The following is a 23,514-nucleotide window of genomic DNA, read 5'->3' as shown; positions in this document are numbered from 1 at the left end:
GAGCCCGACGAGGATTAGACAGAATGCTTTCCGTCGCCAATGTGCGCTCCCCTTCCGCCGCCGCGAGCTATTTCGCGGCAGACAATTACTACATCGGCGCCGATGCCGATCGGTCCGGAACCTGGATCGGGAAGGGAGCGGAACGACTTGGTCTCGAGGGCCGCGTCAGCGCCGAGCAGTTCGATGCCTTGCTGCGGGGAGAACTTCCCGGTGGTATCCAGGTCGGCAATGCGGGCCAAGCCCACAGGCCGGGAACCGACCTCACATTCTCACTGCCGAAAAGCTGGTCGTTGCTCGCGCTGGTGGGTGGCGACCAGCGGATAATCGATGCCTATCGCGAGGCCGTCATCGAGACCTTGCGCTGGGCAGAAAACAACGCGGCGCAGACCCGGATGGGCAGTCAGGCTGGCTACGGGAAGGTCGCGACAGATAATCTGACGATTGGTCTTTTCCAGCACGACACCAACCGCAACCAGGAGCCGAACCTGCATTTTCATGCGGTCGTGGCAAATGTCACGCAAGGCAGCGACGGGAAGTGGCGCGCGCTTCGCAATGACAAGCTTTGGTCGTTCAACACCCTGCTCAACTCGATGACCATGGCGCGCTTTCGTCTGGCGGTCGAGAAAATGGGCTACGAAGCAGGGCCGGTTGGAAAGCATGGCAATTTCGAAGCAGCGGGCATTGCCCGCGAGCAGGTCATGGCCTTTTCAACGCGGCGCGAAGAAGTCCTCGCAGCCAGGCGAGGGGGCGGACTTGAGGCAGGGATTGTCGCAACGCTGGAAACACGCAAAGGCAAAGAGCCAGTGCGCGATCGCGAGGGTCTTCTTTCGTCGTGGCGCCAGCGAGCCGAAGAGGTCGGTCTCGATCTCGGTGGTCTGATTGATGCATCCCAGATGCGTGCCGCGGCGAAGGCTTCCGAAGCCTCGAAAGAGCAAAGCCTCCTTCATCGCGGGATTGCGAAGCTGAGGGAGTTTGCGCAGCGCATCAAGGGCGATCCGGCTGATCCACTGATCCCTGCCCATGTCCTCAAGCAGGATGCGCCGACCATCGCGGCCGCACAAGCTGTGGCCTCTGCGGTACGCCATCTCTCGCAGCGCGAGGCAGCGTTCCCGCGTGAGGGATTGCTGAAGGCTGCGCTCGATTTTGGGCTGCCGACGACGGTGGAGCATGTCGAAATCCGTGTGAACGCATTGGTCAGAAGCGGCGCACTCGAGTCCGGCAAAGGCGAGCACAAAGGCTGGCTGGCGAGCCGCGAGGCGCTTGACCTTGAAAGCACCATTCTCGCGAATGTCGACCAGGGACGAGGTGCAGTGTTGCCCATCCTGGATCGGAAAGACGCAGCAGAACGGGTTCAGGCTGTTGCAGCGATCAACCACGGAATTTCGCTCAACGAAGGACAGGAGAATGCGGCGAGCCTTGTCCTTTCATCGCGTGACAGGATCGTAGCGATCCAGGGCATAGCCGGGGCGGGCAAAAGCAGCGTGATGAAGCCGGTCGCCCAGCTGCTCCGCGAGGAAGGCAAGCAAGTGCTGGGGCTCGCGGTGCAGAACACGCTCATCCAGATGCTCGAACGCGACACCGGCATCCGTTCGATGACCATCGCCCGCTTTCTTGCCCAATGGGGCAGGCTTCTGCACGAGCCGGGAAATGCTACGTTGCTGAGTGAGGCTCGGAGCGCGCTCGGAGACCATGTCCTGGTGCTCGACGAGGCCTCGATGGTGTCGAACGAGGACAAGGCCAAGCTGGTACGGCTGGCAAACCTAGCCGAAGTCCATCGTCTGGTTCTCGTCGGTGACAAGCGACAGCTAGGCGCCGTCGATGCCGGTAAGCCCTTCGACCTTGTCCAGCAGGCCGGGATCAAGCGCGCCAACATGGATGTGAATTTGCGCGGCCGCGATCCCGTCCTGCGGCGAGCCCAGGCCGCCGCGCAGGAGGGACGTATCGACGATGCGCTCCAGGCTCTTTCTCCTTCAACCATCGAGGCTCGCGGGGACAGTGCGATTGTTGCTGCCGAAAAGTGGCTTTCGCTCAGCCCGGCGGAGCGGGATCGGACCTCGATCTACGCGTCGGGACGGGCCTTACGGTCTGCGGTTAACGAGGCTGTCCAGCGCGGACTCAAGGCCAATGGCGAGCTCGGCCCACGATCGGGCCGTCTGACCGTTCATTCGCGGATGAATGTGACACACGAGGAGTTGCGATACCTTCGCACATACCAGCCAGGCATGGTCCTCAACTTTCGCTCGCGCGAAAGCACCCAGAAACTCTCCAAGGGCGACTACACCGTCAAAACCATCGACCATGCGCGCAAGCAGCTCGTGCTTGAGGACAGGAAGGGGCGAGTTCGGAAGTTCAATCCCGCGCGATTGCGGCCGGGCGCAGACGATAGCCGGCTGTCGCTCTTCGAACGCAAATCGCTGTCCATCATTGAGGGTGATAAGATCCGTTGGACCGACAACGACCACAAGCGCGGGCTATTCAACGCCGACCAGGCGAGGATCGTGGCCATCGACACAAAGGGCGTATTGGTGGAGACATCAGCGGGCAAAGAGCTCCGCCTGAGCCGCGGTGACCCCATGCTCAAACGCATAGACCTCGCCTATGCCCTCAATGCGCATATGGCGCAGGGACTGACCTCCGATCGCGGGATCGCGGTGATGGACAGCCGCGAGCGCAATCTCGCCAATCGGCAGACCTTCCTGGTCACGGTCACCCGGCTTCGCGACGGCCTTACGCTGATTGCAGACAATGCCGAGAAACTCGGCCGGGCTATCAAGTCCAACAGCGGCGAGAAAGCTTCGGCCCTCGAAGTAACGCAAAGGCTCAAGGCGGCAGCTGCCAAGGGTCTTTCACAAGACAGGGATGTTGGCAGCGCTTCGCCTGCAAGTGACAAGCCCGAACTGACAAAGGAAAGGGTAAAGCCTTTCGAGATCGGTATCTGAAACCTGGCAACCGATCTCAGATCGCACGCCCGAACCAGATGACCCTACCGACGACCTGGATTTCAGATCTGTCGACGTCGTCCCAACTCGGGTAGGCCGGGTTGTCGCTGCTAATCGTTATCTTGCGCCCACCAGGCTTGAGGGTGACGCGCTTGACGACGAGAGCATCGTCGGCGCGCAGGACATAAATCCCGTCACGCAACCGGGAACCGTGGTCGGACGCATCGACCATGACCTCGTCTCCGTCGCTAAGCGTAGGCTCCATGGAGTCGCCCAGGACATGAATGATCGAGAGGCTGGGGCTCTTTGCAGGCGTCAGCCGAGCGAGCCAACGTTCGTCGAAGCCGAAACGTGTATGCGCAGTTTCGCTCTCGGCAATTGCTCCGAAACCGGCTGATGCATCGACATCGAGCACGGGGATTTCGATCAAGCCATCGCGCACCGGCAAAGGCGGTCCGCCCAGGAGTTGCTCATCGACACCAAAGAAACTCGCCAGCGTACGGCGGTCGGCATCGTCCAATCGACGTGGAGAACCCCGCTTGATGAACTGTTGGATATATGACGAGTTGCGGCCGATCATGCGGGAGATCGAGGAATAACCAAGCCGCCTTTGCTGGATCAGCCTGTCGAGTTCTTCCCGTACTTGTTCCATCGCTTGCACCCTTCCGGCCGATGCCGGGATAAAGGAAATTTCCTAGACTCATCGGGTCGTTCCTAATAGGAACAAAACAGGAACACAAGTGCCGAGTGAGTCGAGGTGGATTATGGAATTGCTGGATCGCATCGAGCGTCATCTCGAGGAAACGCACATTTCGGCAACGCGGTTCGGGCGCCGCGCCGTCGGTGATCCGCGCTTTGTGCTTGATCTAAGGGCTGGCCGCCGGCCGCGCCGGCGAACCGTGGAGAAGGTTGAGCGCTATCTTTCACATGGTCCAAGATTGAAGAAACAGCCTGATTAGCCCTTTGTCGCGATCGATGGGCCAATCCTCTTTTGGTTCAACAAGATGTAGCGATGATGCTTTGATTTTTGTGTTTGGCTCTGGAAGAAGTGAGAGCCATGAGCACTGGATCAGAACCTGCCCGTTACAATCCATGGCTCTCACAGGCATGGGCCCCGGCATTGAGAACGCGAACTCTGGCGGCCTTGGACCGGAGCACCAGTGAGTGTGATCGGCTTGCATTGCTTCGGACGTTGGCATGGCTGAGTGGTGGAAGATTTGAATCTGACGATCACGAGTTTTCTGGATTCAGCGATGAGGGTCTTGCGCGATTTGGTCTCGCTAGGATCGGTCCAAGCGCGATCCGGATACGTGACGAGGACGGACCGTTCTGGTGGCCTCAGATCCACGTCGATTCCCAGAGTCGACGCTATCTTGAGGAAGGTGTCGGCGATGGCATTCTGCGTCGTCTGACCAGTCTTCCCGGCTATCGATCACTTTCCCAAAAGGCCGCGGTCCGGGCTCTCTTTACTGCCCCTGCTGGATCGGGATTGCTTGTGTCGCTCCCGACAGGTGCTGGTAAAAGCTTGATGTTTCAGTTGGCAGCCCTTCACGGAAGGGAATCGCACGTGGGTTCGTGCGTAGTCGTTGTGACACCGACAATAGCGCTAGCACTCGACCATGAGCGAACTTTGCGGGGAATCCCGGGTTTGGAGGGTAGCCGCGCGTTGATCGGAGATCTCGGCAGTGAAGGTATCCGAGATGTGGTCGATGCATTCAGGCGCGGAGAAATCCCTATCTTGCTTCTGGGTCCAGAGCTTGCACTTCGCTCAGATATTGTCAGTCGATTAGTAGAGGTCGCTTCGCCTGAAGCCGCCGCATTTGGACTTAACGGCCGCCTTACCCACTTATTTGTCGATGAAGCGCATATAATTGAGAGTTGGGGCAGAAGCTTTCGTCCCGACTTCCAACGCCTTCCCGGATTGCTCGCGGAGCTTCGTAAATCCAACCCCGACGTGCGTGCGGTGCTGCTGTCCGCGACCATGCCACCTTCAGCACGAGCAATCCTGCGGCGCGATTGGTCGCTAACTGGCGAGTGGCTGGAGATCGACGCCAGGGTCCCGCGCTACGAACATGATATCGTTGTTAGCCAGTGCAGTTCCGACGAGGAAAGGCAGGAAGCGCTGTCGTTCGTGGTCGATCGTGCCCCTCGCCCAGCAATTGTTTACACGACCGAAGTGGTCGATGCAGAACGCATTTTCAAATGGTTGTCCGATGATCGAGGCTACCAAAAGATGGCTCTCTTCACGGGTGACACGGGTTCGGCAGATAGACGGCGGATCATCGAGGATTGGTCAAACAATCACTACGATCTGATCGTTGCAACGTCTGCTTTTGGTATCGGCATCGACAAGGCCGATGTCCGTTCCGTCATTCATGCGTGCCTGCCGGAGAGCGCGGCACGCTGGTATCAGGAAATCGGTCGCGCCGCGCGCGATGGTGGGCAAGCATTCGCCGCCTTGCTGTTTACTGGCTCTAGAGAAGGCGGAGATGATGTTTCAACAGCTCGACGGATGGCCGTTGGCGGCTGGTTGACGCGCGAGTTGGCCGAGAAGCGATGGGCGGCGATGCGATCCTCAGCAACGGACCAAGGCTGGGTGGGCGGCAAATGGCACATGAGCGTCGACCTCAACGCGATCAGAGAGGGCCTTCGGCCAGAATCGACAGACTATAATCGAAATTGGAACATGGCGTTGCTCACGCTTCTTCAGCGCGCTCAGGCCATTTCAATCAAAGCCGTGAAGCCAAAGGGCGGTGACGAAGCGCGCGTATGGGAGATCGAAATCAGTGACGGCGGCCTTCTGTCCGATGACCCTACATCGGCCTGGGACAAGATTTATGAGCATCGCGATCGAGAAGTGGCCAACGCACGAGACGAATTAACACCCTGGCTCAATCTCGTCCGCAAGCCGCTTGATGCATGCATGGTGAGGACAGCCTTCGAGCTCATCGAGCCCAATACCTGCCTGCCGAGTTGCGGTCGTTGTCCTCACTGCAGAGATCAGTTGATCAGGCCCCCGCGGCATGTTGAGGCCATGGGCCTGGAGGCGGCCTGGCAGGACACGCCCGCCTTCGAAAACTCGAAGATCTCTCATGGCGTGCATTTGGTCGAACCCGTGGATCGTACTCTTGAGACCAATTTGCCAGCGCTGGTCCACACAATCACGAGCATCGGGATCCAGCAATTTGTGGTCGATGCAGAACTCGCCGAGGGGATTGCGGATGCCCTTGGTCAAGATCCTAAAGTGCTCGGACTTATTCTTACACTGGATGAATGGACCGAAGGCCGCAAACTTGCCAATCTGCCGACCGCATTGCTCGTCTCTCCTGATGAAAGAAACGGGTGGCACGTAGAACGCTTTGTTCAATGGGCTAAGGATGCGGCATTTACCTCTATTGTCGTTGCAAGGCGGGACAGGCAGTATCGTGGGCGTAGATTTGACCAGTGGGTTTCCCATCACGCACCAATCTCACAAGAATTTCTCATGTCTTTGGCAGGGGGCTGAGTTCTAGGAATGAGTATTCTCTCTAACCCTCAAGGTACGCCAGAGCGTGTCTGGTCTTTGATTGCGGGACTAGGCGCTCTGGGTGGGAGACTTCCGCGCGGTGAATTTTCTTCCATCTTAAACCCTGGCTATTCCGCTGGAGGGCAGCAGGTCGCGGCTCAGGCGACGAATGCCGCAAACGGAACAGGGGCCGCGACAGCGCTGGAACTGGTCGAACGCAATGGAGACGAGATCCAATTGCACGATGTGGGCGAGCTAAAGACACCGGCGCAGTTGGCGGACTACGTCCACGATTTTCTTTGCAGTCGAGATGAAGGCAATATCGAAGCGGTCATTGCCGAAGCCTATGCGTGGCTGGTGGTCGAAAGCCATTCCCGGCGTGATTTGGGCTGGCTCTATGAGTTGGGGGCTGCTGAATTCGCCGATCTCGTGGATGCTGGATTGGTCGGCGAGGACGAGGACGGGCGGCTAATGAATCCGACCAAAGTCCCTGCGTGGAGACGTTGGCTGCTCTTCATGGGACTGAGCGTCAAGATGCCTGACGCTAGGCTGGTGGATTATCCTTTGCCGGCGAGGCGGATCGAGATTGAGATGCGGAGAGCCGGCGTCGAAGAGCAAACTTCCATGCCGGCCGGAGCCTTTGTTGACCTCTTGGCGAACCGGTGTCCTTACTTGGATAGGGGGCGACTGTTTAGGCAGGCATGCGCAAGGAAAGGCTACACCGCAGACACCAGGACGCTTTCAGCGGTTTTGAGCAACGCTCTGCGGGACCTGAGTTCGGAAGGGAAGATCTCGCTCAAGCTGTCGCGGGATACCGCCGATGCAATCTCGCTTTGCCCGGATCCCACCACGCGCAGCGTAAGCTTCGATGAGGTCGAAATCTGGCCCGAGGTGAAGCACTGATGAGTGAACATCCTTTCCGCGTTTGCTGGACCGCACAACAAACGCGCTCGATGCTGGTTACAGAGGCCCTTGAGGGCGATGATGCAGTCTTTCTCGCGACACATACGCCAATCCATGGTTTCGAGGTCAGTGGCACCAGCGCGGCGGACTTGGAGGGGGCAGATGAGCAGGCGGTACTCACTTCCCTATCCGATCCCGATAGAGAGCATGCTTTTTGTGTGGTTCAGGGTGAGCCGGGATCAGGTAAGTCACACCTCATACGATGGCTCTCGGTCAATTGGCCGAAAGGTAAAGACGTAAAGCTCCTTCTGAGACGCGCAGACGGGAGTCTCGAAGGAGCTCTACGACAGTTAAAGGACCGTCTCCCTGAAGAATTTCACGAGCATTTCGAAGGGCTCGGCACGCCCCAGCGAGCGACCCTGCAGGGGCGAGCCAATATCTTTCTGAACACGCTTTCTGCGATGATGGCCCCAGGGCATTTCGAGGAAGAGATGCCTGACGAACGGTGGTGCGAGCGCTATCGCCCAGATGAATTGCTCGGGAACAGCCAGATACGGAGCCAATGGTCTGCTCCCTCTCGGATACTGACATTGCTGGACGGAGCCGATGGCAACCGTGATCAGCAAAGCGCCTCCTTCAATGTATTCGACGTCGCTGAACTTGGAGACATCACCTACAAATATGCGTCACAACTCCTAGGTGGAGCCAAGAAACTCGGTAGTGCTCTCGCGACCGAATCCGACAAGATCAAGAGCCTAAAGCGCGACAACTGGCTTCCCGACGAAATCGCCAGTGAAATTGCGGACGAAATTCCTACCACGCTGGAGTTGATCGCGTCGCTGAATCGCCGAAGAAACGATGCGATCCAGAATGTCCTTGGCGTTTCTGCACAGGGTCTCAAGACCCTTTTCCGAAAGGTCCGACAGGCGTTGGCAACCCGGGATATGCGCCTCGTCCTTCTGCTAGAGGATATTACAAGTTGGGAAGGCCTCGATGACAGCCTGATCGACGTGCTGGTTTTCAACGCTACGGCACGAGGAGACGAGGCGGAGCAGGACGTTTGTCCATTGATCTCGGTCGTTGGCCTTACGCCCGCGTACTATAGACAACTTCAGGCCAACTATCGCCAACGGATCACGCATGAGATCCGGTTGGGCGAAATGGCCGGAGGCGATGTCGACGATCTGGAAGGTAAAGAACGTGTCGCCTTCGTATCGCGCTATCTTAACGCGGTGCGTGCAGGATCCGATGCCTTGAGAGCCTGGCGAACAGCAAACCAAGATTCAAGCGGGCTCGAGCCACCGCCAAATCCCTGCAATGCCTGCGCTAAACAGGAGAGTTGTTTCAAGACTTTCGGCGATAGCGAAGGTGTTGGACTATTCCCCTTTACGGAAACAGCTCTCGCGAGGTTCTACGAAGCGCTCAAGGTGGATGATGATGGCCAGACATGGCGTACGCCGCGCGGTATATTGCAGGCCGTTGTTGTACCGAACCTCTCGCAGCCGGAACTCTTGGAACAACAGAGATTCCCTGGACCTCTGATCGAGCATTCGGCGTTTGAGCCGTCACGGAAGCCCGATATCGCTGTGGCACCCCGTCTCGGGCAGATAATTGCCGCTCAAATCGAAGACGATGATCAGGCGCGGAGATTCCGCCGGCTGGTTACCTACTGGGGAAATCCAGAATCCGCTGACACGGTCGAACTCGAAGGCGAGCTCGCTTTCGCTGGCGTTACCCGAACGATCTTCGAGGCGTTTGGGCTGCCTTGGATTGGCCAAGATGAGGCGACGATGGCTGGGCCAGCCGTCGCCCCGTCACCTGCGCCTCCCTCTCAAGAACCATCGCCAGCCACGGAGGAAACGAAGGAAACCGAAGTCGCAGAGCCAGGTGAGCAAAGGCGGCGTCTCATATCTGAGGTCACTTCGAGGAATACGAACCGGACGAGCGTCCCTCCTCGCAACCGCGGGCCCACTCGCAACAAGCGCGAGCAGATGCGGCTCGATCTCGCCAAATGGGTGCAAGGCAAAGGACTTGAGAACGCGAGCCAATGGAATGGCTTGCTGCACTTACTCGTCGATAGTCTCGATAAGCGTTCGACCGGCGTTGCTCCCTTCCTGTTCGACAAGATCATCACACAGGAGATGGTCAAGCTCCACGGCAGCACGTCCGGATCGCGCGACTATCTGGTAATTCCGCCAGAAGAGTGGGTTCGTGTCGGGCTTGAAAGTTATCTCACTCTCGATATCGACCGGGATACACTTGGTACCGAGGATCGGGCTTTCCATCTTCGGAACCTGTCAATTCTGATGCGCCGCCTGGAAACCCTCGCGGTCGATTATCTCGAACGCCGCCTGCCATTGACGGAAGACAGTAAGATCTGGTCTCCGGTCGGCGCCATGACGCAGGTTCTCCAGGCTCGGGCATGGCTGCGAGGCGTGCTCGATCCGAAGGCAGAGCCGATCGACCAACTGCGCAACATACTCAGTGATGAAGATGAAGCTGTCAGTGATCCTGGCGCGCGCTCCAAGCCCTGGAACGACTGGTTGAACGCTACCAAGAACTGGCACGAGCGCATTCGAGTCGACTTGAGGCAACTCATCTCGACGGAATCGCCTGGCTTGATCGATTCAAGCGAAACCCTGGCGGCGATCATCCAATTGAGGGACAGCGGATTCATGGTTGAAGCGCCTGAGGCCGACCTCGGGCTGCCCGAGAACATGCGCAAAGCCAAGGAGTTGGCCGGTTACTGGAACAAGAACCGGTCTACGATCGCATCTGTTGAGTTCAAACAGGTCAAGGATCGCGCCGAAGCGCTCGACTTCTTGCTGCGAAAGGCTTCAATCGAAAGCCATCTGGATCGACTGGACAAGGCAATCACGCAGTCGTCGAATTTGCTTCCAAACGTGGCATTCGAATTGGTTGCAAGCTGGAAGGCAGAGTTGCCGCGAGCAATCGAGCGCAACTCCGAGCGGTTCCCTGCAGTCGAAGAATTGATCGACGCCTTTCTCGATGACGATGAAATTCCGGCTAAGCTTCCGCTGCGAATTGCCTGGCTGTCCGAACAGCCAGCACGCGAACTTCAGGATATTCTTGAACTCGCTCGATCAGGCGAAAAGGCTGTCCAGGAGTTGCGCGATCATGCGCGCGACTGCGTCAGTGCTTCAGGAAAGGGAGTTTCCCTCTCCGCAATTCACGAGATCGGGCGGCAAATCAAATTGGCTACCGGCCTGGACTAAGGATGTGAGCATAGTCGATGTCTGATGCACTTGCAGAACTCGAACATCTCCTGACCGATCTGCCAACAGCAGTCGAGCAGCGAAAATTCGGCGAGAACTTGGGAAAGGCGACGACAAGTCTGGCGTCGGCAGCAGAGCGGGTAAAGCGTATCGAGGCGCTGAGAGAGATCGCGACACGCCTTGACTATGCCTCTGAATCGAGACGAGCAGAGAAGCTGAGCGATGTGCTTGAGCTTGCTTGGGATGTCGGCAACCAGCTGGAGGAGTCCGCCGATGTCACGGCCCTCGATAAGGCGGTTTTCGCGTATGAACAGGATCTCAATCGCGAACTGAACGGACTGGATAGAGACCTCCGCGCCCGTTGGGATGACATTGTCCAGAGGCAATTTCGATCGCTGATACCGATTGGAGACCTACTCGATCGCTTGCTGGGGCAATCGGATCTCGGCAGCAAAATGGCGAAATGTGGCCGAGAGGCTATTGCTGTCCAAGACGGCGCAAGGGCCTCAGAATTCCTTGCGACAATTCAGCAATTGTTTGCTGATTATGAAGCCCTACAGGCTGAGCGTGAAAACGAGTTGGGCGATGGGGACGTCGCACTCTTTATCAACGCTCTGGCAAACGAACAGGCAACTTTGCAACACGTGACCGATGAAGTTTGGGCTTGGCTTGAGGAACATGGTTCTTTGGATGTCCTCAAAGTTCGCCCCATTTAGGCTAGGAAGCGTTCCAGCAGTGTCCGACTGGTGCTCGCATAGACCAGGGAGTCACCCATGAGGTCGCTCGACTGGTGCACACAAGCCCTGCAACCATCGTGACAAAGCGATGCTCCCAAACGGAAAACCTGTTCCGCGAGCCTGGCCGTGGGACTAAAGGATTCCTCGTCCGGTTCGTCGAGGAGGCCATAAGCTTCCAACAACCGCGCTAACTCGCCGCTTGCCCCACTTTCAGCATCAGTCACAGCGGCACTGGCAAGCTCCCAATCGGTCGGGATTCGTCCCATTCTCTCGATGGTCCGATCTCGCGCCTGTTCAACGTCTTCCGCGATATCATATAGGGAAAATGTCTCCGCGCCGACGCTCTCGGTTCCAAACAAGACACGGGAAATCGAAGCCGGAAGCGGCCTATCGGCGCCTGGTCTCAGCTCTTGCGATATCGCCGTTAGCGCGGATGGGTCGCGAGGGTTGAAGCTGCGCCATTGGTCGTGCTTTGAACGCAGGCTCCAGAAAACTCGAAGCATCGCGTCTTCGACTGCATTGCCACATTCGCAGAGTTGGTGGTTCGACCAGATCTGCATAAGTTTGTCCGTTTGAGAAACCGCGGATCTGATCGTGCCGTCTCCATGAGAGCCCGCTTCCGCAACCGTAATCAGATCTTCCGCATCCTGGCCGAATTGGAGGGGCAGACGAACATGCGCGAACATGCGGCCTTCATCGCCTCCGCCAAGCATCGCTACTGCTGACTTCAAACGAAGTGCAAGGCCATGCAGCAGCGAACTCCTTAAATAGCCGCGCATACTTTGCTCATCGCCAACTTCAGTCAAAATTTGATCGAGCATGTCTCGAAACCTGGCATTGGCGAGCAAGCCCGCAGTTCGCTCTACTCGGCGCTGCGTCATCATCGGATGGCAGGAAAGCACTCGCTGCCTTGCGTCCTCCAGCAGGGATGAAAAGCGCCGATCATCCCAGCGCCTACGGACTAGCTTGGCGAGTTCGGTGCGCAGCTCGGGGTCGCCGGCAGCGGCCACAAGTAAATCTGCGCCGCGACGAGCTTCGTAGGCATTAATCCCGATAGAACGGGCACGACTGTCTACCAGGTAGCGTGTGAACTGTGCGCTTCGCCAGCGGCGCTCCTGCTGGTCGCGTTCCATTTTCGCGAAAGTCTCTTCGACAGCCAGATCGATGGCGTCCTTTCCGAGTTCGAACCGAATTCCTTCAGTGGTAACCTTGTAGCCGTGCAGCAACGCACGCTGCGTCTTGGGATGCACGAAGGTCTGATTAAATGCGACTGGCTCAGTGTCTCGTGAATCGAAGCGGACTTCCGCGTCGGCCCCCCAATAAACTCTCGCAATGTCGAGACCCGAAGATTTGTTCTCGGTGACGCCTGCCAGATAGACGCCGAGCTTGCTGAGTTTGCCATTGGTATCCTCAACTGAGAGAAGTTCGGCGGGTTCGCAGTTGGCGGAAACTAGGACGAAGCCTGCTAGTTCTCCTCGGCTATCATGGCGGACAGAGGTTTCATCCCTCGTCACCTCTGTCCATTGGCGAGGGTCATTTTGCTTCAGGCAGATCTCGCCGACCCATTCAGCGCCTTGCATCCGTCCGAGGCGACTGACCGTGATAGCCCTCGGCCTGAACAGAGTTTCGTGGACATCTGCCAATGCCTCTCGGGCATCGATGGGTAATTCGGTTAGAAGCTCTTCCGTCGATGCGCGCAGGCTTTGACCACCGCGCCCGAGGTAATCGCTTTCGCCGAACCACGGTGCCCTGCCTTCGTTCGGCGCAATCCAGTGGACGGCATGTCCGCTAAAGCGCCTCGTAGCGTTGCCTGGCGCGACCGTCGATAATGCCAGCGAAATGTCTTGACGCTCTCCCCCGACAACATCCTCGCCCAGGATGTCGAGTGTCGGCAAGTTGATGGTCTCGAACAGTGCTCCCGGCACCCATGTTAGAGCCATCCGAACTTGGGGGATGGTGTCACAGGTGGTGAGGTCAAGCTCCTCAGTTGCCTTTGCCCATAGCGCCTCTGCGTCTTTTACCCCAAGTTCGTCCCAGATCGCTCCACCGAACATGACATCGAGCAAGTCTTTTGCCGATGCCAAGGCATCGGAGTTCGGCTGTCCGAATTGATTGAGCGCATTTCCACCCCTTCGTTCGAACCGAGCAAGCCCGTCAAGCAATGTCGCCACCGCCTGGCCTCGCCGGACGTACGCATTTGATGGATTGAGCGGAGCCTCGAAGCCGACAGGCGAGACCATGTCTTGAGGTCTATTGAACCACCAGTTGTCGCGAGGCGAATAGATGGAGAGCGTCACCGCAGTTGTGGGCCGGTCGTCTGCGCCCCGTCCGCCGCGGCCTTTTCGCTGCACAAAGCTGGCGAGGTTGAGCGGCGCATAGTGCTGGTAAACGAGGGTGATGTCCGGATCATCGTACCCAACCTCGAGTGAGGAGGTTGCGAACACTACATCCGAGCCTTTCACAAGGCGTTCCGCGTTACCGCCAGTACCAGAGAAGATTGGCGACGAAGCTACCGCGAGCGGTTGGCCCGGCGTTCTTCTTCCCTTCGCGCCGACTTGCCGATTGTCAGTTGCGGCAAACCACCAGCATTCCCCATCCGCGAACCTTCCGCAGCCAAGCGGCTGTCCGCAACATTCTGTCTGAGGCTCCCCGGCAGCATCATCTCCATATGCGCGGGTGCGATAAGCAGCTAGCTCTCTTCCTTCCTCAGCGTCGATAAATGCGCTGTGCAGACGCCGCATCTTGTCGATTGAATCGAAGAATACGAGGGAGCGAAAGCCGCCATCAGATCCAGTTCGTCGTCGCATGCCGTGGCCAATGCACATAAGCGATTGGATGGTCGTAGATGCACCGGCAATGTCTGCTCCGCGAGATTCAACCTCAGGTTGTACGAAGTAGAAGTATTCACGCCCTCTCGGGTTTGGTTCGGCATCTTCTTCGCTCGGTTGGATGACCTTTATCTGATCGCGGCCGATGAGCTTCGACCATGCTGACGCAGGGTCGCCAACCGTGGCGCTCATCCCGATCGCCAGCATTGGCTTTCCATCGGTTCTCGAAGTCTGCGCACGCGCTGCCAAGCGCTGGAGAGCAAGGCCCACCTGAGCCCCATGGATATGGGTGTAGAGATGGATCTCGTCTGCCAGAAGCGCACGCGGAGCCGCACAGTCCATGTCGTCGCCAAAAATGCGACCATATCTTGGATCATGAAGCCATTGGTGCAAGCTATCGGTGGTCGGCAGGAAGAGGCTAGGGGGCGTTTCGGCCAACCGAGTCTTCGAGCCGATCCACCCATCAAATGACCATTTGCAGTCGTTGCAGGCCAGGAGGTCGGCGCCCTTGGCTCCTGCGCTTGGCCGAAGGATCAGTTCATGTTGACAGCTAGGACAAGCAAAGAATGGGAAGACAAACGCGTTCGGCCCTGCAACCTTCCAAAGGGATTGAAGCCTTTCTGGAATTCGTTCGAAGTCCCAAGGAACCTCACCCACTTGAAGGCCGAGGGTAAGTTTTGGGAGTTCTTGGTCGGCTCCGAACATCGACAAGTAGTGGGCCAATCTCTGTGCCTGATTGGCGGCCAGTCGAATGCGTGGGTAGGCTAGGATCGCACGAGTGCCCATCACCCCGTCGATGCCGTCAGCCAAAGCTCCCGCGATCAGCGGCAATACTGCAGCTTCGGTCTTCCCTGACCCTGTGTCAGCGGCGATCGAAAAAGCGTCTTCTCCTTCACCGCGCCAGGCCGCAACGATACTCGTCAGGCTGTCGGCCTGGAATTTCGCTAAGGCTGCTTCCTCGCCCCAAAACTCGTGCAGAACGCGCGCCATCCCCGAAAGAGCATGTCCCATCGAGGAATCGGTGCCCTTCGAAGCCTGATCGAAAGCGCTTGCCAAACGAATGGATCGGGTGGGTTTGTTTCGCTCTCGAAGGACGGCCTTTAGGCTCCGAACCAAATAGGGGCGTGTGTCTGCATCGTCGCTGCGAAAGCGCTGCTTAACGTGCTTAAGTTCTCGTCCAATCTCCGCGAAGCGACTGCGCACTCTGCCTTCATCCGCCAGAAGCAAGTGGCCATGCGCCTCAAGCTTGGACAAGGATGCGGTCAACTGGTCGAGAGGGACCTTGAGATCTCGAGCGAGTTCGACCGTCGACACCCAGCTGTCATAGACCCCGAAATTGATGCGACTTGCTTCGAGCTCTTCCAAGCGATTGAGCGCTGCAAAATCCTCGTCGCCGAGCCCATCCAACTCTTCCGGCTCCGGCAGAGAATCGAGTTCTGCAAGTGCCTTCACAACGATCGCAAACGAGTTGCCTACAGGTTCGAGGCGTAAGAAATCTTCTTCCTCCAGGCGACTGATTACAGGAGCCAAAAGATCGTTGCGCTCCTTGTCCATCCAAGCAAAGCGATCGCGCACGTCCGTGTAAAATGCATAGCGCCTGGTCTTGGCCTCGCGCACGCACATCTCGATGCGGCTCTTGACGGTGTCGTAGTCTACACTGAAGACCTTGCGAGCTTCCTTGAATGGCTTTGCGACCCAGAAGGGTTCACTGCCATCGCGCCGGGGTTGTTGGCGTAACGAAATCCATCCGAGGTGATGAAGCAGGCACGCTTCAGCGAATGGCTCAGCCGGTAAGGCCATGGCACTCTTGACCTTTGACAAGGCTGCATTTCCATATGCGCTGTCGAGTGCGAGCCGATTGATGACTTCGAGGACACCTCGTGCCAGGTCGGTCATCTCGTGTTTCACTTCCACCGGCGGCGGATCAGGCGTCAGATCAACGTCGGCTTCGTTGTCATCGAAGCCCCTCGCCCTGATATCAATCGCTACGGAGCGTCCCGCGGGACCTTGTATCTGAGAGGTCACGATCGAGGGGCAGGAAAACACAAACTCGCGCAAGAGTTCTGCCTTATCGAGCAGTTCCTGGTCAGATGGTACGGCTTCCAGGAGGCGCTTGCTGACAATAACAATCAGCTTCTTTCCCGCTCGCGTCGCCGCAACATTCAATCGTTCAGGCGAAAATATGAATTCAGCTTCCGTGAGTGCGAATTCTGGGTCCGCCACGCAATATGATAGGATGACTGCATCCCGCTCTTTGCCCTGAATGCGATCGACTGTCTCAACAAACGCGTCGGCTCGAATGGAGTCAGGTAACCCCGCTCTAATCGCCGCATTTTGCGCCCTGTGCGGGCTGACGATCGCGAGCCGTTTGCTCCAGAGATCGGACGGCGGAGTTCCATCAGCTGTCAGGCGGTGGGCAAATGCGGCTGCAATCTCACTCGCGATCTGTGTTTCGAACGGGTTCGCGGTAGCGGCAGTGGGGCCATCATGGAGAAGGACGACGAGCGGATAATCAGGTGCTAGCGCCAAGCGTATGGTTTGTGACAAGTCAGCTTGCCAGTCCTCGCGCAATTCAAGCTTACTGGCTTCAGAACGCGACACGTATTTGCCGGGATAGAAGGTCTTCTCGGGGAAATATGTGAGAGGTTTGTTGAGACGAAAGGTCTCTTCCAGCGCAAATTCGTCGGCACCAACCGATTTCATGAACGCATAAAGCGATCCGCCCAATTCGCGACCTTCGATGGTTACCGGTCTACCTGCTCTGATGGGCGGCAATTGCTGGTCATCTCCTGCAACCACCACGCGCCCCGCATCGGCCAGTCCAGCCATGGCAAGTAGACCGTGTCCGAGGACCATCTGCGAGGCTTCGTCAATGCAGACCAGGTCAAAAAGCGGAGCGCTCATGCCATCGCCACCTGGCGGATTTCCTGTCGTCAGAAGTCTGTAGAGAGACCAGACTGTCATCCCCGTCACAGCTTCGCCGCCATTGAGGTGGTCGATGACCTGACCTTGCTCCTTTGCGCCGTAGGTGAGCACGCCGTCCGCGAGCCCTCCTGCTGGCGGCGATCCGAGGAAAAGCGGTGGCGGTGCGCTCGGATCATGCAGCACTTGCCGATCCCGCACAGCATCAAGAACGTTTCCGATCGCGTTGCGAGTGAACGCCGTGACGAGCACTCGGGCTGGTAACCCCGCTTTACGCCGGGCCGCACAGTAGCCAGCAATCAGCCAGGAGAGCAAAAACGTCTTCCCGGTCCCGGGCGGTCCAAGGATCAATCCTGTCTTTCGATGGGCGAGGCCTTCCCAGGCGCTGACTTGAGCCTCCCGGAGATGCCTGTCTCCCTTCTCCTCGATCGAGGGGATGGCAAATTCGTTGAGGCCTGCGAGCCAAACATCGCCATCGCTGACATCATCGAAGAACGCCTTCGGCTCCTGCAAGAACCGCAGCACGTCAGTGCGAACACTCATGCTGCTTCTCCGGCAAGATAGTCGATGAAGCGTGCCACCTTGGGCGAATTGAAGTCGACGAAAGTTCGGTCAATCCACCACCCATCTTTGTCGAGGCGGCGCACTAGGTCTTTCATCGTTGGACTATCGAAGACGGAATTCCATACACTGACCCTGAGCATTCCTGTGTCATCGTTCGGTCCAGGATCCATCAGCTGGCAGCTCAGGTCAGGCCATCGGCGCGGATCGAGGAGTACATCAGGGCTCCCATCGCTCAAGACGAGGCCCAGCCCACCCTCAAGATCAACGTCCATAGCTTCGGCGGGTCGTCGAAACACGAAGACTCGGCCCATTTTGGTCTTGTTGATTCCGATAAGAAAAAGCGGTCCGATTGCGTTGCCATTATCGCGCCGGGACGAGGCCGGCTTTGCGAGACGGATCAACGTATCCAGCATTCCGGCTCGATTCTCCAACAATTCCAAAGCGCGAAGGATATCGAGGTCACCGGCTTCAAGCGGGTCGAAGGTTGCCTGCAAACGGAAGGGTAGCTTGTTCAATCGCAAAGTGGGTCGCTCGCTGCGATCAGTGCGGTCGCGATTGTCTTTCTGCAGCCACTCGACGATTTCGCGAAGGGCATTCAATCGGCCTCGAACGTCATCTTCGACGTCGGCTATGGCCACATGGTCCTTGCGTCCTTCTCGGATTCCACGTGTTACTTCAATTGAAAGAAGTGAGGAAAACGGGCGATGGAATGGTTCGCTAGGGGCATAGGGCTTTGGGATGAGCCCATCGTTTGCCATCGCCTGTGATACTTGCCGCAGGTCATAGGATACCGCCGTTGGGACCGCGAATAGCTGCTCGATAACTGTCCTCACCGCAGTCGCAGGCAAATGGTTCATGCCCCTGAACTCGGGCTCTGGCACCAGTTCTTCAGGTGGAAATATGCGGACGAGATGTAAGAGACCCGTCCTGATCCTCGCGTCGGACAGATGTCTCTTCACCGCGTTCTGAAGCGCGTTCGCCTCGCTCGGCTCATAGAGATAGATATGTGCGAATAAGGCACCTGAATCATCGTCGGAGAGCGCCTGATTGTGCGCGTCAACGATTTGGAGATCGGCGATAACTTTCGAGAACACCTCGATCAGCGCATCGGCCTCCGCCTTCCTGTCAGCCGTCGGAAGAACTTTGATGGTCTCTTCAACAGTTCCATCTCGGACCAATAGATAGCCAAGCGTCGCCAGACCATCATCGACTGGATCATGATCGGCCAGCAAGTAGATTGAGACGTCAGAACGCGGAGGCATCAGAAAAGTCTGCTCTTCGGCCCCAGCTTGAATATGGCCGGCATTGATTGCGCGAGCACGGGCAATCAGTTGTTCGGCTCGCCGTGAAAGCGACCAACCGACTCCATCCATTTTGCCGATGCCTTGCGCCCGCTCTGCCAAGGATTTGACCGATCGTATGCCGTGATCGAGGAGGGCTCTCTTCCCTTCGTGTGAGAGACCCGCAACAGCAGAGACGTCCCGCTTGTTGGGCGGTCTTTCCGGATCGATTGCTGTCAAGCAGTGCGTCAAATAGGCGCATTGCTCACATTTGAAATATAGATGGAAAAAGGTCTCGTCAGTGCCAGGTGACACTTCTCGCGCGGCAATCTTGGGCAGCGTCTGCCCGACAAAGCTCTCGACGAGCCGGATGTATGGAGCAAGCGGGAAGCTGTCGACCTGGTGGCCGTCTCCAGAGGCATCCCCATTATCAGGAATTCGCCAGATTTCTCCAAACTGGGAGACGGTTCCCTCGATTTTCCTCTCGGAAAGGACCTGGCTCAACAAAATCGCGTAGTAAGCAACCTGGGTCTTGTGGAAAGACCGAGCAGCGCGGGTCGCCTTGATATCGATAACCGTGAAGCTCGGTTTGCCATCGATGAAATCTCGGCGAACGAGATCAGCGAATGTGTCTCGCAGGTTGAAATCGGCAATCTCGCCAAACACAGAGGGAATCTGTTTCGGGCGCACATTCACCTGAGCTGCAAACGTTTTGCTCCCTTCGCCTCTTAGGAAGGCATTGGTGATTGCCGTTGGGAGGCAAATCTCGGACCCATTGAGGTGAACCTGCCGCTGCCTCGCTAGTTTGGACACCACTCGATCTTCGTAGTCTACACCGAGGATTGCCCAACTCTGCTCGCGGGTATCTGATCCAATCGGGATTGAAGCCCGCTCAGTGGCATTCATTAGCTCATAGCGCGTCTTGCGCTCGCAGCGGTATTGGAACCACGATTTAATAGTCGAACCGCTGAGCCCTTTTGACAAATCTACGCCCCACGGATTGAGAGAATTTGGAGTGCCCCTTCATCGACTGAAGGCCTTTGGCAATCAAGTATATAAAGCCAAACCTCTAGGCGCAGCACCATGCTTCCGCAGTCAGCATGCGTGCTCCAAGCGAATAATTTGCACAGCCTCTCTAAAATCGGAGATCACGAAATCCGGAGGCGGCGAGGCCTCCTCGTCGTGCCAACGGGGCTTAAAGCCACCGGGGAAGTAGATTGTCTTGAGCCCCGCCTGCTTCGCTGGTGCAATGTCGCGATCAATTTGGTCACCGATCATGTAGGCGTTGGACGGAGAGCCAACTAGTTTCAGGATTCTTTGATACAGTTCGGGGCGTTTGCGGCCTTCAAGTACTCTGTCAAAGAATTGAGAGATGCTCAAAGCGTCGGCAGTTTCCCTTGCTCGCGTCACAGCAGATTCTGTGATCATCAAGATGTTCCAGTTAAGCTCCTTCATCTGCCTAAGGCCGTCTGCAACGCCCTTCTTAAGTTGTGGAAGTGCCTTCAGAGATTGAAAATAGCGGTTGAGGATTACGCCTTCTTGGTCGGCATAGATCTTTGCAGGCTCGCTTCCATGCAACGCAATTTTCGCTGCCCGAACCGGATCCATTCCATCCAGGGCCAAGCTTAGGGCACGTACGAGCAATGCAGGCGGGTAGCGCAAGCCATCATGATGTAGGGAGGCAAGCTCTTGGTCTGCTGCCCGCACGAATTGAAGACGATCTTCATCTGGCCATGTGAGTCCGAGTGACTCCTCAACGTCGTGAAGCAAGCGGAGCTGAGTGCTCGCGAACACTCTATCTGTATCCCACAGAGTGTTGTCTGCATCGACAAAAACTGTGACGAGTTCGCTCGCCCTAATCACTGCTCTGGGTCAGTCTTTTTGGTTGGAGTTGGCTGTTGAGTTGGAGTCTGCGAGCGTTCAATCAAAGCGTCCACGTGAAGAGTTCCCCCGATCATCTCAACTTCAGTCGGTTGTGGGGTGGGCTTTGTCGGTTCCACGCAGGTCAAAACATAGCCGAGCAACATTACATAGACTATCAAGCAACGTAGTGCATAAGATAAAAGACTCTGAGCAGGCTGAAGATACCGTAACTTCTCTGCTGTCTTGGCAGAAACGAGGTAAGCTTCGCTAACATAGTTTTTGAGGTACTCTACCTTCAGAATTGGGTTGATTTCTACAGTCATTGTTCCTGTAGACTCTCCAACATTTACAAAGGAATTCGCCCAACCTTCCGGGGTGACGCCAATTATTTCGCGAAAGAACAGAAAGGAGCGGGCTCTGCCTGACTGGCTATCTACTGTTGCTTCAGAAGGATATTTGAAGCGAGTGCGCGACGCATGAAAGGTAACCAGCGCCCCTCCGAGTGATAACAAGATAAAGAGGAGGAATGAGATGTAGGTGGCCGAAAGAAGCCACCATTCTGCTCCGACCTGATCTTGCAAGGTTCTTAGAGGATAATTCGTCGAGAATGACGCGAAGAATGCACCAGCGAGAGCAGTCAAAAAGGTTGAGACCGTTAGCAACCGCGTCGCTTTCTGATCCTGATATTCAGTTTGCGCCTTCGCTTCTTGAAGTGATGCTTTGGCTAGGTCGACCGCTTTATCAAGATTGGAATCATTGGGGTCGATCTTGGCCCAGGCGGCCATTACTCCATGCTTAGGATTGTAGAACCGATTGACGATTTCATCCGAGGGAACGCTGCGAACCTTAGCCTCAAGGCGCGGGTAAAAGTCTATCGGCCGATCCAAAAACGATAATACCGTCGCACGAAGTGCATGGAGGCCTGCGCCGGTCTTTACCTTTGACGGAGTGATCTCGGGCCCGCCGCTTTCATTGGTCGAAGAAGCGATTGAAGCATCGTCGGAAGTGGTGCCAGAGTCAGTCAAAACCTGGTGCCTTCGCGGAAACTCTCATATCCTCGTGCTCGAAGCTCACAAGCAGGGCACGTTCCGCAGCCATAGCCCCATTCGTGGCGAACTGTGCGTTCGCCAAGGTAGCAGGTGTGGCTATGTTCTGTGATCAGATCCAAGAGAAGGTCGCCGCCCAGATCTTGCGCCAATGCCCAGGTGCCAGCCTTGTCGATCCACATCAGGGGCGTGTGGATCACGCTTCGACTGCCCATCCCTAGGTTCAACGTGACCTGTAGGGCTTTGAGTGTGTCGTCGCGGCAGTCAGGATATCCAGAGTAGTCAGTTTCGCACATGCCGCCAATCATGTGTCGAGCCTTGCGTCTGAATGCGAGCGCCGCCGCAAGAGTGAAGAACAACAAGTTGCGGCCAGGCACAAAGGTGTTCGGCAATCCGTCTTCGCGCAGGGCGATCTCGGCGTCTCGGGTCAGTCCCGTCTCGCTGATCTGGCCGAGAACCGACAGATCGAGCGTATGGTCGGCTCCAAGCCTCTCTTTCCAGGTTGGATTGATCTCAACAATCCGCGCGAGAAGCTCTGAACGACATTCCAGTTCGATCCGATGTCTCTGCCCGTAGTCGAACCCTACCGTCTCGACAGCGCTGAAGTTCTCAAGTGCCCAAGCAAGACAAGTCGCGGAATCCTGCCCGCCGGAGAAAAGGACGAGAGCCTTCTCGTCAGCAATCATGCAAGCTCTTCCTCGCCCCAGTAGGTGACCGCATCACTATTGCTGTCGCGGTAGACACTGACCTTCGAAAGCGCCGGGAACTCAGGCTTCAGTCGGTTCCAGATCCAACGGCACAGATTTTCCATGGTTGCCGGGCCTAGGTCGTTGATGTCGTCCAGAAAACGATGGTCGAGCGCGTCCCGAACGCTCTCAAGTTCTTTCTCCAGAATACCAACGTCTACAATCATACCGCTTACAGGGTCAGGCCTTCCACGGAGCGTGACCTCGCCGCGATAGCTATGACCATGGATCCTGCGGCTGGACTCGGTTTGGACGACCCGATCGAGTGTGTGAGCTGCGTCAAAGCGAAATTGTTTCGAGAGTTCGTACATCAGCGGATTCCGACTAGCTTGTGCGACTGGAGCGATAAGCGCCAGCGAGGATTTTCGAGACAGTAATGGATCGTGTCATCGAGGCATTGGCCGGCCTCGGCGCAATCCATTGGCTGCAAGAAGAAGTGCTTGAACTCGAGGTCTTCGAAGCGTTCAGGTGGCGCGCCTGCCTGCGGGAACACGAGCTTCAGTTCGTTGCCCGACCGCAAGACAAGTTCGTTTTCCCCTTTAGGGCTAACGCAGATCCAATCGATGCCTTCTGGGGCAGGACGCGTACCATTGGTCTCGACCCCGATCTCAAAACCGTGTCGATGAAGTGCATCTACCAAAGGCGCATCGACCTGCAGCAACGGTTCACCACCTGTGAGCACAACATAGCGACTCTCATTCGAGCCTGCCCATTCATCAGCGATTGTTTGTGCCAGCAATTCCGCGTCCGCGAAACGGCCCCCACCGGTCCCATCCACACCCACGAAGTCGGTGTCGCAAAAGGAGCATTGCGCGCTCGCGCGGTCCTGTTCGCGCCCCGACCAAAGATTGCAGCCCGAGAAACGGCAGAAAACAGCCGTGCGCCCAGCGTGAGCGCCTTCGCCCTGCAAGGTTTTGAATATCTCTTTGACCGCATAAGCCATGG

The 23,514-nt window shown here is 56.9% G+C and carries 13 protein-coding genes; 5 read left to right on the top strand and 8 right to left on the bottom strand.

The annotated features are described in order from the left end of the window. Positions 1-23 precede the first annotated feature (23 nt). Positions 24-2,939, top strand: a complete 2,916-nt coding sequence (mobF, locus tag H0274_RS00580) for a MobF family relaxase (RefSeq protein WP_226792128.1) — start codon at positions 24-26, stop codon at positions 2,937-2,939. Positions 2,940-2,955: 16 nt separating this feature from the next. Here mobF and H0274_RS00575 read toward each other — a convergent pair whose 3' ends face one another. After that, positions 2,956-3,591 carry a S24 family peptidase gene (locus H0274_RS00575; RefSeq protein ID WP_226792125.1) on the bottom strand — a complete coding sequence of 212 codons (636 nt, stop codon included), beginning with the start codon at positions 3,589-3,591 and terminating at the stop codon, positions 2,956-2,958. Positions 3,592-3,996: 405 nt separating this feature from the next. Between H0274_RS00575 and H0274_RS00565 the strand changes: the two genes are divergently transcribed. From H0274_RS00565 to H0274_RS00550, 4 genes are read left to right on the top strand one after another with little or no spacing between them, the layout of a single operon-like run. Next, positions 3,997-6,444, top strand: a complete 2,448-nt coding sequence (locus tag H0274_RS00565) for a DEAD/DEAH box helicase (protein WP_226792118.1) — start codon at positions 3,997-3,999, stop codon at positions 6,442-6,444. Positions 6,445-6,453: 9 nt separating this feature from the next. Then, positions 6,454-7,347: a hypothetical protein gene (locus tag H0274_RS00560; protein WP_226792113.1), complete on the top strand. Its 894-nt coding sequence runs from the start codon at positions 6,454-6,456 to the stop codon at positions 7,345-7,347. Next, entirely contained in the window at positions 7,347-10,583 is a 3,237-nt protein-coding gene (locus H0274_RS00555; RefSeq protein ID WP_226792110.1) for a hypothetical protein, read from the top strand. The genes H0274_RS00560 and H0274_RS00555 overlap by 1 nt, the downstream gene beginning before the upstream one ends. A gap of 17 nt (positions 10,584-10,600) precedes the next feature. Next, a complete protein-coding gene (locus H0274_RS00550; protein ID WP_226792107.1) occupies positions 10,601-11,299 on the top strand; it encodes a hypothetical protein in 699 nt (232 codons plus the stop codon). On the opposite strand, the gene H0274_RS00545 is transcribed toward H0274_RS00550, so the two are convergent. The 7 genes from H0274_RS00545 to queE form a co-directional block, all read right to left on the bottom strand. After that, positions 11,296-17,613 (bottom strand): AAA domain-containing protein, encoded by a 6,318-nt coding sequence (locus H0274_RS00545; RefSeq protein WP_226792104.1) that lies wholly within the window; start codon positions 17,611-17,613, stop codon positions 11,296-11,298. The two genes, H0274_RS00550 and H0274_RS00545, sit on opposite strands and share 4 nt — an antisense overlap. Further along, positions 17,610-19,820 carry a hypothetical protein gene (locus H0274_RS00540; RefSeq protein WP_226792101.1) on the bottom strand — a complete coding sequence of 737 codons (2,211 nt, stop codon included), beginning with the start codon at positions 19,818-19,820 and terminating at the stop codon, positions 17,610-17,612. The genes H0274_RS00545 and H0274_RS00540 overlap by 4 nt, the downstream gene beginning before the upstream one ends. A gap of 189 nt (positions 19,821-20,009) precedes the next feature. After that, a complete protein-coding gene (locus H0274_RS00535; protein WP_226792097.1) occupies positions 20,010-20,777 on the bottom strand; it encodes an HAD family hydrolase in 768 nt (255 codons plus the stop codon). Beyond that, positions 20,774-21,802 carry a hypothetical protein gene (locus H0274_RS00530; RefSeq protein ID WP_226792094.1) on the bottom strand — a complete coding sequence of 343 codons (1,029 nt, stop codon included), beginning with the start codon at positions 21,800-21,802 and terminating at the stop codon, positions 20,774-20,776. The genes H0274_RS00535 and H0274_RS00530 overlap by 4 nt, the downstream gene beginning before the upstream one ends. Then, positions 21,799-22,509: a 7-cyano-7-deazaguanine synthase QueC gene (gene queC / locus H0274_RS00525; RefSeq protein ID WP_226792090.1), complete on the bottom strand. Its 711-nt coding sequence runs from the start codon at positions 22,507-22,509 to the stop codon at positions 21,799-21,801. Before queC ends, H0274_RS00530 begins: the two co-directional genes overlap by 4 nt. Beyond that, on the bottom strand, positions 22,506-22,880 hold the full coding sequence (locus H0274_RS00520; RefSeq protein ID WP_224812447.1) for a 6-carboxytetrahydropterin synthase: 375 nt from the start codon (positions 22,878-22,880) through the stop codon (positions 22,506-22,508). The genes queC and H0274_RS00520 overlap by 4 nt, the downstream gene beginning before the upstream one ends. After that, positions 22,880-23,512, bottom strand: a complete 633-nt coding sequence (gene queE / locus H0274_RS00515) for a 7-carboxy-7-deazaguanine synthase (RefSeq protein WP_226792087.1) — start codon at positions 23,510-23,512, stop codon at positions 22,880-22,882. Before queE ends, H0274_RS00520 begins: the two co-directional genes overlap by 1 nt. Between the last annotated feature and the right edge of the window lie 2 nt (positions 23,513-23,514).

Origin of the sequence: Fulverythrobacter ferritrahens, assembly GCF_020539485.1 — a bacterium.
In the GTDB taxonomy this organism is placed as follows: domain Bacteria; phylum Pseudomonadota; class Alphaproteobacteria; order Sphingomonadales; family Sphingomonadaceae; genus Andeanibacterium; species Andeanibacterium ferritrahens.
The sequence above is the reverse complement of the archived record's forward strand: the minus strand, read 5'-3'. Positions and strand labels throughout refer to the sequence as shown.

Bases quoted from the DNA above. Each gene is read 5' to 3' on its own strand.
- mobF (WP_226792128.1), top strand. From the start codon at position 24: ATGCTTTCCGTCGCCAATGTGCGCTCCCCTTCCGCCGCCGCGAGCTAT.
- H0274_RS00575 (WP_226792125.1), bottom strand. From the start codon at position 3,591: ATGGAACAAGTACGGGAAGAACTCGACAGGCTGATCCAGCAAAGGCGG.
- H0274_RS00565 (WP_226792118.1), top strand. From the start codon at position 3,997: ATGAGCACTGGATCAGAACCTGCCCGTTACAATCCATGGCTCTCACAG.
- H0274_RS00560 (WP_226792113.1), top strand. From the start codon at position 6,454: ATGAGTATTCTCTCTAACCCTCAAGGTACGCCAGAGCGTGTCTGGTCT.
- H0274_RS00555 (WP_226792110.1), top strand. From the start codon at position 7,347: ATGAGTGAACATCCTTTCCGCGTTTGCTGGACCGCACAACAAACGCGC.
- H0274_RS00550 (WP_226792107.1), top strand. From the start codon at position 10,601: ATGTCTGATGCACTTGCAGAACTCGAACATCTCCTGACCGATCTGCCA.
- H0274_RS00545 (WP_226792104.1), bottom strand. From the start codon at position 17,613: ATGAGTGTTCGCACTGACGTGCTGCGGTTCTTGCAGGAGCCGAAGGCG.
- H0274_RS00540 (WP_226792101.1), bottom strand. From the start codon at position 19,820: ATGAATGCCACTGAGCGGGCTTCAATCCCGATTGGATCAGATACCCGC.
- queC (WP_226792090.1), bottom strand. From the start codon at position 22,509: ATGATTGCTGACGAGAAGGCTCTCGTCCTTTTCTCCGGCGGGCAGGAT.
- H0274_RS00520 (WP_224812447.1), bottom strand. From the start codon at position 22,880: ATGTACGAACTCTCGAAACAATTTCGCTTTGACGCAGCTCACACACTC.
- queE (WP_226792087.1), bottom strand. From the start codon at position 23,512: ATGGCTTATGCGGTCAAAGAGATATTCAAAACCTTGCAGGGCGAAGGC.